Raw genomic sequence first — 13,632 nt, 5'->3', positions numbered from 1 at the left:
AGGTGTATTTCCGTCAACTCCGCACGCGTGTCGCCGAAATGTTCATGCGTTCGGGTGCCGCTCGGTCATAATGCGTCGACCGGGGGGTGCGGAGACTTGTGCGTGACCCCGCGGAACTGGCGGTTCGTGAGGAACCACTTGATCTCCAGGGGGAGACTTGCACAGACATGTGAAGAGTGCGTGCGTATCCACCCTTGCCGCGGCAGCCGCCGTGGCGCTCGCGGCGGGCATGACCACCCCGGCCGTGGCGACAGCGGATCGCACGCAGGCGAGGGCCACGGGCACACAGTTCGTGGCCCCGCACCAGATCACGCTCATCACCGGTGACCGCGTCTCCGTGGGCGCCAAGGGCCGTGTCGTGGCGTTCGAGCCCGCCAAGGGGCGCGAACACATACCCGTGGCCACGCGCATACGCGACGGGCACACGCTCCTCGTTCCGATCGACGCCCGGCGCCTGATCGCCGACGGCAAGCTCGATGAGCGGCTCTTCGACGTCACCGAGCTGAACCGCGCGGTGAACCGCAAGGCCCAGAAGGCGGGCCTGAAACTGATCGTCGGGTATCGGGGCGGGCAGGCCGCCGCAGCCAAGGCCGAGGTCCGCGAAGCGGGTGGTACGAAGGTCCGCCGGACCTTGAAATCGCTGAACGCCGACGCGCTGACCACCCCGAAGAACGATGCCAAGGACATCTGGCAGGCGCTCACCAGCAAGCGCTCGGGCAGCGCCGACCGCGCCACGGCCTCCGGTGTCGACCGGGTCTGGCTGGACGGGGTGCGTCGGGCGAGCCTCGACAAGAGCGTGCCCCAGATCGGTGCGCCGGCCGCGTGGCAGGCCGGTTACACCGGCAAGGGCGTCAAGATCGCTGTCCTGGACACCGGTGTGGACGCCACCCACCCCGACCTCCAGGGCCAGATCCTCGCCGAGAAGAACTTCTCCGCGTCGGCCGACGCGGTCGACCGCTTCGGGCACGGCACCCATGTGGCGTCCATCGCGGCCGGCACGGGCGCCAAGTCGGACGGGAAGTTCAAGGGCGTAGCCCCGGATGCCAAGCTGCTGAACGGCAAGGTGCTCGACGACAGCGGCTACGGTGAGGACTCCGGCATCCTGGCCGGCATGGAGTGGGCGGCCGAGCAGGGCGCCGACATCGTCAACCTGAGTCTGGGCGGCGCCGACAGCCCCGAGATCGACCCGCTCGAAGCCGAAGTGAACAAGCTGTCGGCGGAGAAGGGCGTCCTGTTCGCCATCGCGGCGGGCAACGAGGGGGAGGGCGGGGCCGGCACGGTCGGCTCGCCGGGCAGTGCGGACGCCGCGCTGACCGTCGGCGCGGTCGACGACAACGACAAGCTGGCCGAATTCTCCAGCCGCGGTCCGCGTATCGGCGACGGTGCGATCAAGCCCGATGTGACCGCACCCGGTGTGGACATCACGGCCGCCGCCGCACCCGGTTCCGTCATCGACCAGGAGGTCGGGCAGAACCCGCCGGGCTATCTGACGATCTCCGGTACGTCGATGGCGACCCCGCACGTGGCGGGCGCCGCGGCGCTGCTCAAGCAGGAGCACCCGGAGTGGAAGTACGCCGAGCTGAAGGGCGCGCTGACGGCGTCCACGAAGCCGGGCGCGTACACGCCGTTCGAGCAGGGCTCGGGCCGGATCGCTGTCGACCGGGCCATCGGCCAGAGTGTCGTGGCCGATCCGGTTTCGGTCGGCTTCGGGGTGCAGCAGTGGCCGCACACCGATGACACCCCGGTCGCCAAGAAGGTGACGTATCGCAACCTCGGTACGACGGACGTCACCCTCGACCTGGCGGTGACGGCCACCGGCCCGAAGGGCAAGCCCGCGCCGGCCGGCTTCTTCACCCTCGGCGCAGACAAGGTCACCGTCCCCGCGGGCGGTACCGCCGAGGTACCGCTGACCGTCGACACCAGGCTCGGTGGCACGGCGGACGGCAGCTACTCCGCCTATGTCGCCGGCAGCGGCGGCGGCCAGACCGTCCGCACCGCGGCCGCGGTCGAGCGCGAGGCCGAGTCGTACACCGTGACGCTCAAGCATCTCGACCGGCAGGGGAAGTCCGCCGCGCTCTACGACACGAGCCTCGTCGGTATCAGCGGGGACGTGGCGGACGTGTGGCTGGACCCGACGGGACCGACCGGAACGGTGAAGGTGCGTGTCCCCAAGGGGAGTTACGCGGTCAACGCCGGCATCTTCGTGGACCCGACAGACCTCGCCAAGGGCACCGACTGGATCTTCCAGCCGAAGCTGAGCGTCACCAAGGACGTCACCGTGACGCTCGACGCGCGGAAGACGAAGCCGGTGGACATCACGGTGCCCGACACGGCCGCGAAGTCGCAGTTCGCTTCGGCTGACATCCAGATCGAGACCGAGCAGAGCGGCTACGACTTCGGCTGGTGGCTCGACTCGTTCAAGGGGTTCCGCACCGCCCATCTGGGCGCGCAGGTGACCGACGGCTCGCTGTCCCAGTTCTGGTCCGGTATCTGGACCAAGGGCTCATCGACCGGCTACAACGTGGTGCTCGGCGGGCCGGTGAAGCAGGTCGCGACCGGCTACACCAAGAAGTTCACCACTGCTCAGCTGGCCAAGGTGAAGATCGGGCTCGGCGCGTCCGCCGCCGGGAAGACCGGTGGGATCGCCCCGTGGGGCTACGTGCCCGGATCGTTCTCCAACGTCTCTGTCTCGTCGGAGCAGAAGCTCCCCGCCACCCGCACGCTCTATCTCTCGACTGCGAACAAGGTGAAGTGGAGCTTCGACTTCGAGCAGTACAGCGGGGTCGACTCCGACGGCTTCCCGGTGACCGACGCGTTCTACACGCTGGGTGCACCGCAGACCTTCGCAGCGGGCAAGAGCTACGGGAAGACCTTCAACACGGCTGTGTTCGGCCCGAGGATGGACAAGTCGTACGGGCTGTTCCGCGAGGGGAACGACCTCGTCGGTGCGCTGCCGCTCTTTGCCGACGGCAAGACCCACGCCGGCTCGTCCGCCTACACCTCGGTGAAGACGTCGCTGTACCGCAACGGCACCAAGGTCGCCGAGAACGCGGACGCACTGGACGGGCAGAGCTTCTTCAAGGTCTCTTCCGGTGATGCCGAGTACCGGCTCACGACCTCCGTGAGGCGGTCGGCGAAGGTGGCGTCGGCGTCCTCCCGGATCGACGCCAGCTGGACCTTCCGGTCGAAGAAGACCTCTTCGGTCGCACAGCTGCCGGCCTCCACGGTGCGCTTCTCGCCCACGGTGACCCTGGACAGCAAGGTCACCGCGGGCAGGACCGCGTCCGTTCCGGTGACGGTGCTGGGTGCCGCCGCCGGTGCGAACCTCAAGTCGCTGACGGTGTACGTCAGTTACGACGCCGGTAAGACCTGGAAGAAGGTCACCGTCAAGTCGGGCAAGATCTCGGTGAAGAACCCGGCCAAGGGGAAGTCGATCTCCTACAGGGCCAATGTCACGGACAAGAAGGGCAACAAGTCGTCCGTGTCGATCTACAACGCGTACTACGGGAAGTGACGGGCGCTCAGCCGGAGAACTCCGTGTGAGTGGCGTGTGATCCAAGGCGGCCTGCCGGGACGGTCCTCCGTTCCGGCAGGCCGTTCGCGTGCGCGGAGGGATCGGTGCCGTGGTGCGGCCGCCGCGCCGGGTGCCCGGCACGGCACATCCACAAGTCACCGGCGCCGCTCAGGCGGACGAGTAACCGGCCGGGGACTCGTTCCCGGAGACCGAGACCATCGCAGAGGACTCCGGTGACACGGTCCCGGGAGGCGGTGCCCGCCGACGGAGCCGGACGGAGTACCGGGCGGTGGCGGCACGGACGCCGGTTGCGTGGGGCCCGACAGTGGGCCGGAAGGGGGGCCTGTCGGGCGGTCGGGCGACGGCGGTTGGCTGCTCACGGCCTCTTCCTCCCCACGTAAGGATCTCAGTCCCCCTTTGTTCCCGTGTGCGCTCATTGTGTGCGCGCGAACGGCACGCCTCGCAAGCTGACGCTGTCGGCCCCTCCCAAGGGGCGGTCCGCCCCGCGCCTGCCTAGCGTGGCAGCGTGAGCCAACAGGCATCCAGCGACCGCAGCCGTGCGCCGAGCCCCGCGCACGGCTGGGGTCACGCCCTCCTGACGGTGCTCGCCGGGCTGGTGGTCATGGTCGCCACGGCCGCCCTCGGCCTCTGGGCGGCGGGCGCGGCCGGCCTGCCCGGCAGCGCCTTCCCGCGCGTCGTCGCGGCCGTCGTCGTGATGGCGGCAGGCGGATCCGTGGAGCTCTCGGGCAACGCGGGGGACCTCGCCACGACCCATGCGGAGTTCTCGGTGCTTCCGCTGTCGGTGACCCTGGCCGGCGCCCTGGTGATCGCCGCGGGATTTCTGCGGCCGCTGCGCCACCGGGCCGTCGCGGGCACGCGCGAACTCGCCGGCTGGGCCGCCCGGGTGGCGGTGCTGTGGGCACTGGTCCTCATCGGCCTGTCGGTCCTGGCCAGAGCGAGCTTCGACATTCCCGTGCGCGACGCGACGGAGGCGGCCGTCGCGGACCTGCTGGGCGTCTCCCCGAAGGTCGGGTTCCGGACCGACATCCCCCTCACCCTCGTACTCGGCCTGATCTGGCTGGCCGGCATCCTCGTCCTGGCCCTGCTCGTATCGCGCAGTGCCCCGCTCCCGGGCCGCTTCTTGCGCTTCCAGGAGTCGGTGCGCCCGGCCGCGTACGCGATGGTCGCGCTGCTGCTGGGGTGCGTCGTCGTGGGTCTGGTGGTCGCACTCGTCGTCCTGGCGGTCCGGGGGCACCCGGCCGACACGTTCGCCGTGATCCTCCTGGGGCTGCCGAACCTGGTCTGGCTCGCCTACACGCTGGGGCTCGGCGCGTCATGGGAGGGGAAGGTGGACGGCCCGTTCGGGCTGCCGATGCCCCAGATGCTCGATTCCGTACTGCGTACGCCGGACATCTCCACGGTCAATGTCTCCACGCTCGCCGAACAGGACGGACGGGCGTGGTGGCTGGTCGTCGTCGCCGCCGTGCTGACCGTGGCTGCCGCGTTCCTCATGGCGGTCCGCTCACCGGCCCGGATACGGCCCTGGCAGCATGCCGTACACATGGCGGTGGCGCTCGTCCTGACCGTGCTGACCATCTGTCTCGTCGCGAGGGTCTCCGCGCACTACGGCGTGTCGCTGCTCGGCATCGGAGACCTCGGCGGCGGCCTCGGCGGTGAGCTGACGGTGCGACCACGGTGGTCCGCACTCGCTGTCGCCGCCCTCTGGGGCCTGGTCACCGGTTTCCTCGGCGGTCTGTTCGCCTCCAGGGTCGACCGGCGCGGAGAGGTGCCGACGGAAGGCTGAGGCGGCGCGAGCACCGTCGGGCGTACGAACTCCGGGAATACGGGAAGCGCCCAGTGCGGCGGCGCGGGCGGTGGTTCGGGCCCGGTGGCCCATGCACCGATTCGCTGGTCGACCTGCGTCGGCGGACGGGCCTTCCGCACCGTGCTCCGCGCTGCCGAGCGCAGCGCGGCGACGAACTGCAGACAGGAGTCGTACCGGTCGTCAGGTCTCTTGGCCAGGGCCTTCGCCAGGACGTCGTCGACGGCGGACGGGAGATCGGGGCGTCGGCCGGTCAGCGGCGGCGGCGGGTCGAACTGATGGGCCCACAACAGCGCCATGTCGTCGTCCCGCTGAAACGGCGGTACGGCGGCCATCGTCTCGAAGACCACACAGGCCAGGCTGTAGACATCGCACCGGCCGTCCACCGGACGGCCGGAGATCTGCTCGGGTGCCACGTAGTCGAGCGTGCCGACGAAGTGGCCCACCGAGGTGAACCCGGTCAGCGACAGTGACTTCTTCGTCAGCCCGAAGTCCGTGAGGTACACATGCTCCGGGTGGTCGCTGTCCGTGCCCGCAGTGACCAGGATGTTGCCGGGTTTGACGTCCCGGTGCACCAGGTCGTGGTCGTGTGCGGCGTCGAGCGCGGACGCCACCTGCGCGGCGATCCGGATCGCCGCCGCGATCTGCAGCGGTCCCTGACGGTCGATGAGGGCGCGCAGGTCCTGGCCGGCGACGTAACGCATCGCGATGTAGAGGATGCCCTCGGTCTCCCCGGCCTCGAAGACCGGCACGATATGCGGATGGTCGATCGCGGCGGCCACCCTCGACTCATGGGTGAACCGCTTCCTGAAGGTGTCGTTGCGGGCGAGTTCGGGGGCGAGCAGCTTGAGCGCGACCGTCCGGTCCAGCCGCAGATCCCTGGCGCGGTACACGACCGCCATGCCGCCGCGGCCGATCTCGCTCTCCACCCGGTAACCCGCGATCTGCCTGCCGAGCAGATCGGACGGTCGGCCCACGGGCGGCACCGTGTCCTGATGCGGGTCCGGCGAGTACGGGTGGCCCGGCGCGGAGGCGGGGGACATCATGCATCACCCGTCCGGATGGGTGGATACGCGGTGTCCGACCCGGGCTCGTCGGCGGACCCCAGGAGCTGCGTCGGCTCGGCATCGGCGGTATCCGCCGGGCGGTGGGCGGCCAGCCGCTGGGGGTCGACGATCTGCGTCGGCTCAGGTTCCGGTGTGTGCACCTCGTCGGTCCCGGAGTGCAAAGGGGCCTCGATCGGGCGGCCCGGACCGGCCGAGGCCGCGTACGTAGTCAGCTGCGTCCCCTCGCAGTACACCCAGCGCTCGTGCTCGGTGTCGTACAGCCACACCGCCTCGCCGTCGACAACCATGCCCACCCGCAGCCCCTGGGTACGACGGCGGAAGGCCTCCCCGTCGATCCGGCCCTCGGCCAGCTCCTCCGCGGCGCCCCGGTACCGGGCCAGCGACTCCTGGACCTGCGCCATCAGCGGCCGGGGGTCCGCGGTGCGCGCGAGCGGCTGTCCGGGCTCCGGCGGGCCGTGCGGTACGGCGACGAGCAGCCGGCCGTCGACCCATGCCGACCAGCCGTTCGCGCAGAGGATCCGCCCCCAGTCGCCGCGCCGGCCGACCAGCTGGACGGGGAGCAGTGGGTCGAGCGGCTCGGTCGGCCGGGACATGTCGGGTGCCTCCCAGGCGGACATCCCGTCCGGGGGGACCACGTGTGTGGGGCGGAACTCCGGTGTCGCCATGGGCTCCCCGCCTCCGCTACTTCCGCATGATGACGGGCTCGTGCCGGCGGAGCAGCCGCGCCACCACCAGTCCGAAGACGACCGACAGCACCACCAGCATCCCCATGTTCAGCAGCCACGCTGCCGCGGAGTGGTCGAACAGCGGATCCGAGCTCACCTTTCCCGGCACGATCCTGCCGAGCCCGATGGTCCCGCCCATCGCCGCGAGTGCCCACCGGGACGGCACCAGCCACGCCAACTGCTCGAGCCCGGGCACGCCGTGCAGTTTCAGCAGCGCACCGCAGAAGACGACCTGGATGATCGCGAGGAGCACCAGCAGCGGCATGGTGACCTCCTCCTTGCGCACCAGTGCGGAGACGAGCAGACCGAGCATCATCGCCGTGAACGACAACAGGGCCACGGCCAGTGTCATTTCGACCAGCGGTGGCAGGAGCACGCCCTTGCCGTCCGGGGCGTTCAGATCGACGCCCGCCAGGCCGACGAGGGTCAGGACCACGGCCTGCAGCACCGTAATGGTGCCCAGGACAACCACTTTGGACATCAGATACGCCGATCTGGACAGCCCGACGGCCCGCTCCCGCTGATAGATCGCCCGCTCCTTGACCAGCTCCCGTACGGCATTGGCGGCGCCGGTCAGCACAGCGCCCACGCAGAGGATCAGCAGCGCGTTGATCGCCGTGTCCTGGGTCAGCCGGCTGCCGGCCAGGGCCCGGGTCATCGCGCCCATCACGAAAGGCAGAGCGATCATGATGGCCAGGAAGGTCCGGTCGGCGCTCAGCGCGGCGGCGTACCGGCGGACCAGCGTCCGCAGCTGAGCGCCCCCGCTCCGGGTCTTCGGCGGCGGGGCGACCGGCGCGACCGCGGCATGCGGCAGCCGGGGCTGCGCGGTGGAGTTCGCGATGTACTGCCGGTGGAACGGGGACGCGCGGTACTCCGCCGACCAGTCCCGGTCCCGGTCGTTCTCGAACGCCTCGAACGCCTCGGGCCACTGCTCGAACCCGAGGAAGGGGAGCGCATCGTCCGGCGGCCCGTAGTAGGCGGTCTTCCCGCCGGGGGCGAGCACCAGCAGCCGGTCGCAGACATCGAGGCTGAGGACGCTGTGCGTGACGACGATGACCGTACGCCCGTCGTCGGCGAGCCCCCGGAGCATATGCATGACCGAGCGGTCCATGCCGGGGTCGAGCCCCGAGGTCGGCTCGTCGAGGAAGAGCAGCGACGGCTTCGTCAGCAGCTCCAGCGCGACGCTGACGCGCTTGCGCTGGCCGCCGGAGAGGCTGTGGATCGGCTGCTCCGTCCGCTTTTCCAGAGCCAGCTCACCTATCACTTCGGTGACCCGGGCCCGGCGTTCGGACGGGTGGGTGTCGTGCGGGAAGCGGAGTTCGGCGGCGTACCCGAGGGCGCGGTGCACGGTCAGCTGGGAGTGCAGGATGTCGTCCTGCGGGACGAGCCCGATGCGATGGCGCAGCTCGGCGTAGTCGTGGTAGAGGTCTCGGCCGTCGTAGAGGACGCTGCCCTCGTCGGCCGGCCGGAGGCCGGTCAGTGCGTTGAGCAGGGTGGATTTGCCGGAGCCGCTCGGACCCACCACGCCGAGCAGACACTTCTCGCCCACCGGGAAGGAGACATCGTCGAGCAGGGTCTTGCGGCCCCCGTCCACGGTGACCGCCAGGTCCTGCACATCGAGCGAGACCTCACCGGTGTCGACGAACTCCTGCAGCACGTCGCCGACCAGAGAGAACTCGGAGTGACCGATGCCGACGATGTCACCGGCGGCGACCGGGGCGCGGCCGACCAGCTGGCCGTTGAGATACGTGCCGTTGTGCGAGCCGAGGTCGACGATCTCGTACGTGCCGTCCGGATGGGCCCGCAGTTCGGCGTGCCGGTGCGAGACGGTCAGGTCGTCGACGACGAGGTCGTTTTCGGCGCTGCGGCCGATGCGTACGGTATGGACGGGCCGCGGCCGCACGGTGGTCGGCTGCCGGAACGTGCCGGTGGCCGCGGGCATGGAGACGGCGGATGGGCGGTCGGCCGGGTGCAGTGCGGGGGACGGGGGTTCTTGGCCGACCAGAACGGCGCACGGCCCGTCCGCGGGGTGACCGAACCGGATGACGCTGCCGGGGCCCACGCCCGACTCATGGATGCGCTTGCCCCCGGTGTACGTACCGTTCGTGCTGTTCTCGTCCTCCAGGGACCAGTGGTCGGCCACCGGCCGGAGCACCGCATGGTGCCACGACACCCGGACGTCGTCGATGACGATGTCGCTCAGGGGGTCGCGGCCGACGTGGTAATCCCGGCTCGGACTCATCACCGTGGGTCCTGCATCGGTTTCGAGCACGAGTTCGGGCGCGGTCGACGTGACAGGCCGGTCTACCATGCTCGAATTCTATCTATTGGCCCCTTTATGTGCTTGTGGGTCACCGCCGACATTTCCCGACGCAGCGGCACGTACACCCTTCACCACAGAGCCGCCTCCCGCGACGGCCGAGGTCACGGGAGGCGGCTCTTTCTGCCTTCGCGACCGGCTCAGGCGCCCAGGGCCGCCGAGACGACCGCCTTGGCCTCGTCCTGCACCCGGCCGAGGTGATCGGAGCCCAGGAACGACTCCGCGTAGATCTTGTAGACGTCCTCGGTGCCCGAGGGGCGGGCGGCGAACCAGGCGTTTTCCGTGGTCACCTTGATGCCGCCGATCGGCGCGCCGTTGCCCGGAGCCGAGGTGAGCACCGCCGTGACCGGTTCGCCGGCCAGTGTGTCGGCTGTGATCTGCTCCGGCGAGAGCTTGGCGAGTACCGCCTTCTGTTCGCGATCGGCGGGGGCGTCGATGCGGGCGTACGCGGGCTCACCGAAGCGCGCGGTGAGTGCCGCGTACTGCTCCGACGGAGACTTCTCCGTCACTGCGAGGATCTCCGACGCCAACAGCGCCAGGATGATGCCGTCCTTGTCGGTCGTCCAGACCGAACCGTCACGGCGCAGGAACGAGGCACCGGCCGACTCCTCGCCGCCGAACCCGAACGACCCGTCGACCAGCCCGTCCACGAACCACTTGAAACCGACCGGCACCTCGACCAGCTGCCGTCCGAGATCGGCGGCGACCCGGTCGATCATTCCCGACGACACCAGCGTCTTGCCGACGCCCGCCGCGGCCGGCCACTGTGCGCGGTGTGCGAACAGGTAGTTGATGGCTACCGAGAGGTAGTGGTTCGGGTTCATCAGCCCGGCGTCCGGGGTGACGATGCCGTGCCGGTCGGCATCCGCGTCGTTGCCGGTGGAGATCTGGTAGCGGTCGCGCTGCTCGATCAGCGACGCCATCGCGTACGGCGAGGAGCAGTCCATCCGGATCCTGCCGTCCCAGTCCAGCGACATGAACCGCCAGGTGGGGTCGGTCAGCGGATTGACGACCGTCAGATCGAGCCGGTGCTGTTCGGCGATGCGCCCCCAGTACGCGACCGATGCGCCACCCAGCGGGTCCGCGCCGATCCGTACCCCGGCGGCACGGACCGCGTCGAGGTCGAGCACGGACGGCAGATCCGTCACGTAGCTGCCGAGGAAGTCGTACGTCGAGGTGGTCGGCGCCGCCAGCGCGCGGACGTACGGCAGCCGCCGTACGTCCTTCATGCCGGCCGCGATGATTTCGTTGGCCCGATCCTGGATCCAGCCGGTCGCCTCGGACCCGGCCGGGCCGCCGTTCGGCGGGTTGTACTTGAACCCGCCGTCGCCGGGCGGATTGTGGGACGGCGTCACCACCACACCGTCGGCGAGACCCGACGTACGGCCCCGGTTGTGGGTGAGGATCGCGTGCGACACCGCCGGGGTCGGGGTGTAGCCGTCGGCGGAGTCGATCAGCACCGTCACGTCGTTGGCGGCGAACACCTCGATGGCGGTGACCCGAGCGGGCTCCGACAGCGCATGGGTGTCCGCCCCGAGGAACAGCGGCCCGTCCGTGCCCTGCGAGGCCCGGTACTCGCTGATGGCCTGGCTGGTCGCGGCGATGTGGTCCTCGTTGAACGCGGTGGCCGTCGACGAACCGCGGTGGCCGGAGGTGCCGAACGCGACCCGCTGGTCCACCTCGGCCGGATCGGGTTGCAGCGTGTAATACGCCGTCACCAGCCGGGCCACATCGGTGAGGTCCTCCGGCCGCGCCTGCTGTCCAGCTCGTTCGTGCGGCATCTGCCCACTCCTCCGTATCGGTCGGTCGTCCTGCTCTGCCCGCCGGATCATTTTCGCCGGTGGCCGTCCGCGACGGGTGGCTGCCCCGCCGCACGGACGGCCACCGCGGCCGCATAGCCGGCCGGAACCAGCACATCGGCGACCGTCCAGCCCGCGGGCCCGGGCCGCGGCACGGGCCCGGTGCCCAGATGGTCGAGGGAGAGATCGCGGGCCAGCCCGATGCCCTCGCCCTTGAGATATGCCTCCTTGCGCGTCCAGGCCCGGGCGAAGGCGACGGGCCGGTCCGACGCAGGGAGCGCCGCCAGCTCCCGGGACTCCGCCGGATGCAGCATCGCACCGACCTCCGCCGCGGCCTCACTGCCCGGTACGGCCTCCACATCGACGCCCAGCGGGACGGCGGCGAACGCGAGCAGCGACAGGTCCCGGCTGTGCGAGAGCGAGAAGTGCACCCCGCCGTCGGTCGCGGGCCGGCCGTGCGGACCACCGCAGGACGGGCACGGCTCGCGGACCACCCGTACGTCGCGGGGTTCGACGCCCAGCCGGGCACCGAGCAGTATCCGCAGCGCCACATGGGCCGCGACATAGCAGCGGCGGTCGGCCGATGCGGCAAAGCTCTCGGCGCGCCGCTGTTCCCCGGCGTCGAGGATGCCGGGGGCGAGCTGCTCGGCACGATCACCGTGCCGCACGGCGTCCACGATCCACAGGGCGGGTATCCGGGCAGGCCACGACGGCAGCGCACCCCTGCTGCCGTCCTCCGGGTCGAACTCGTTGGGCCGATGCACAGGTCGAGTCATCCATCCCTGTTCTTGCGTGGGTATCCCCGGTTTCAGCCGGGGAGGAGAACGCATTCTAAGCCCCGAGGCGCGAAGCGCCGGAGTTCGCTCCGCCTCTGTCGTTACGCTCAGATAGGCCGCTTCTGGCCTTCGATGTACTGGCGGATCACGGTCAGCGATCGCACTGGGCGAGATGCTGCGCGATCACTGCTCCCTCTACAACGGTGCCTTGCAGAAACGCCGTGACGCCTACCGGCACGTGTCGAAGACGAGCATCAAGTACGCAGTGCAGTCCGCGCAGCTCAAGGAGATCCGGGTGCACGACCCGGAGCGTCAGGTCGAATATTTACCGCTCGCGCCGCGTTATGTGTAGGTAAGCGCATCTTGGACGGGTGCCCGGAGACTTGGGCACAGGCGTTTGTGACGACGTGCCATGGAGAGCCGTGGAGAAGTGTCTGGATGTTGGTGACGCGCAGATCGCATTCACTGACGAAGGCGAGGGTGACGCCGTGCTGCTGCTGCACGGGTCGTTCTCTGCGGGGTGGTTGGTCCCGGCGGGACGTCGCCTCGTCGAGGACGGGCACCGCGTGCTGAACGTGCACCGGGCCGGTTACGGGCAGAGCAAGGACCTGACGAGAGGTGTCAGCGTGGCTGCCCACGCCCAGCACGCCGTACGAGTAACGGAGGCAGCGGACCTTCGGCACGCTCACGTGGTCGGCCACTCCTCCGGCGCCTCCGTCGCCCTGCAACTCGCCCACGCCCGGCCCGACCTGGTGCGTTCGCTCGTCCTGCTGGAGGCTGCGTTCCCCTATGCGCCGGACGAGCCGAAGAACCCGGCGATGGCTCGCGCTGTTGAGGCGGCGCGCGAGGGGGACTACGAGCACGCCTTCGACCTGTTCCTCGGAGGTGTAAGCGGGCCGGATTTCCGAAAGGTGTTCGTACGCGAACTCGGCGAGGACGATCTGCAAGAGGCTGTTGCGAGCAGCCAATACTTCTTCACCGCCGAGGGCGCCGCCTTCGCCGCATGGTCCTTTGGCTCAGCGGAAGCGGCCACCGTCACCGCTCCCGTACTGCTGGTCGTCGGCGGGGAGGGAGAGCGGCTCAGCACGCCACACCGAGCGCGAAGTGCTCAACTCGCGTCCTGGCTGCCGCACTCCGAGACCCGCGTGCTGCCGGGAGTCAGTCACGCCATGCCGCTGGAAGATCCTGCGTTGATTGCCGGGACGGTCGAGGAGTTCGTGGCCCGCCACAACGGCTGAGCGCGGAAGGGGGAGTGGGAGAGGTCCGCGAGGGTACGCGTGATCTGCGCGGCGCGCACTTACTCAGGCTGCCCCCGCCGACGCCGAGCCGCGCCCGCAAGCGCACCCCCGCCAAGGCCGCCACCCCTCTGACTCCACACCCACACCGGGCCCGCCCATCCCGCCAGGTGGGCGGCCAGAGCCATACCGTTAGGACACTCACGACCACCGAACGATTCGCTCGGTACTTCAACTGGCCGCTGCGCTGCCTGAACGAAGCTTCGAACACCACGCCCGCTAAGGGCTGTCCCGTAATCCCTGGTGGATCAGCGCGCGGCGTCAGATGCGGTGCATCGCAAGGCGGAGGGGCGTCCTCATACTGGGCGTATTCG

7 protein-coding genes and 2 pseudogenes are annotated in these 13,632 nt (G+C 69.9%); 4 read left to right on the top strand and 5 right to left on the bottom strand.

Annotated features, from left to right (window positions below):
* Nucleotides 1-169 precede the first annotated feature (169 nt).
* A complete protein-coding gene (locus ACIA8E_RS24715; RefSeq protein ID WP_399301497.1) occupies nt 170-3,514 on the top strand; it encodes a S8 family peptidase in 3,345 nt (1,114 codons plus the stop codon).
* A 526-nt stretch (nt 3,515-4,040) separates the two neighbouring features.
* Nucleotides 4,041-5,318: a streptophobe family protein gene (locus ACIA8E_RS24710; RefSeq protein WP_399301496.1), complete on the top strand. Its 1,278-nt coding sequence runs from the start codon at nt 4,041-4,043 to the stop codon at nt 5,316-5,318.
* A gap of 35 nt (nt 5,319-5,353) precedes the next feature.
* Here ACIA8E_RS24710 and ACIA8E_RS24705 read toward each other — a convergent pair.
* The 5 genes and pseudogenes from ACIA8E_RS24705 to ACIA8E_RS24685 form a co-directional block, all read right to left on the bottom strand.
* Nucleotides 5,354-6,379 (bottom strand): annotated as a pseudogene (locus tag ACIA8E_RS24705) (serine/threonine-protein kinase); the annotation flags it as partial.
* A complete protein-coding gene (locus ACIA8E_RS24700; RefSeq protein ID WP_399301495.1) occupies nt 6,379-7,068 on the bottom strand; it encodes a hypothetical protein in 690 nt (229 codons plus the stop codon). The gene ACIA8E_RS24700 and the pseudogene ACIA8E_RS24705, both read right to left, overlap by 1 nt.
* Nucleotides 7,069-7,084: 16 nt before the next feature.
* Entirely contained in the window at nt 7,085-9,439 is a 2,355-nt protein-coding gene (locus ACIA8E_RS24695; RefSeq protein ID WP_399301494.1) for an FHA domain-containing protein, read from the bottom strand.
* Between the two features lie 149 nt (nt 9,440-9,588).
* Complete coding sequence (pgm, locus tag ACIA8E_RS24690; RefSeq protein ID WP_399301493.1) at nt 9,589-11,229, bottom strand: phosphoglucomutase (alpha-D-glucose-1,6-bisphosphate-dependent); 1,641 nt, start codon at nt 11,227-11,229, stop codon at nt 9,589-9,591.
* Between the two features lie 47 nt (nt 11,230-11,276).
* Complete coding sequence (locus ACIA8E_RS24685; RefSeq protein WP_399301492.1) at nt 11,277-12,023, bottom strand: 4'-phosphopantetheinyl transferase family protein; 747 nt, start codon at nt 12,021-12,023, stop codon at nt 11,277-11,279.
* 157 nt (nt 12,024-12,180) lie between these two features.
* Here ACIA8E_RS24685 and ACIA8E_RS24680 point away from each other — a divergent pair.
* Together ACIA8E_RS24680 and ACIA8E_RS24675 are read left to right on the top strand one after the other, a co-directional pair.
* A pseudogene (locus ACIA8E_RS24680) lies at nt 12,181-12,339 on the top strand (RNA-guided endonuclease TnpB family protein); the annotation flags it as partial.
* 106 nt (nt 12,340-12,445) lie between these two features.
* The gene (locus ACIA8E_RS24675; RefSeq protein ID WP_399301491.1) at nt 12,446-13,261 is read left to right on the top strand and encodes an alpha/beta fold hydrolase; all 816 of its coding nucleotides are present in this window, start codon (nt 12,446-12,448) and stop codon (nt 13,259-13,261) included.
* Nucleotides 13,262-13,632: the final 371 nt, after the last annotated feature.

This window comes from Streptomyces sp. NPDC051664 (assembly GCF_044453545.1).
GTDB lineage: Bacteria > Actinomycetota > Actinomycetes > Streptomycetales > Streptomycetaceae > Streptomyces.
The sequence above is the reverse complement of the archived record's forward strand: the minus strand, read 5'-3'. Positions and strand labels throughout refer to the sequence as shown.

Bases quoted from the DNA above. Each gene is read 5' to 3' on its own strand.
- ACIA8E_RS24700 (WP_399301495.1), bottom strand. From the start codon at position 7,068: ATGGCGACACCGGAGTTCCGCCCCACACACGTGGTCCCCCCGGACGGG.
- ACIA8E_RS24695 (WP_399301494.1), bottom strand. From the start codon at position 9,439: ATGGTAGACCGGCCTGTCACGTCGACCGCGCCCGAACTCGTGCTCGAA.
- pgm (WP_399301493.1), bottom strand. From the start codon at position 11,229: ATGCCGCACGAACGAGCTGGACAGCAGGCGCGGCCGGAGGACCTCACC.
- ACIA8E_RS24685 (WP_399301492.1), bottom strand. From the start codon at position 12,023: ATGACTCGACCTGTGCATCGGCCCAACGAGTTCGACCCGGAGGACGGC.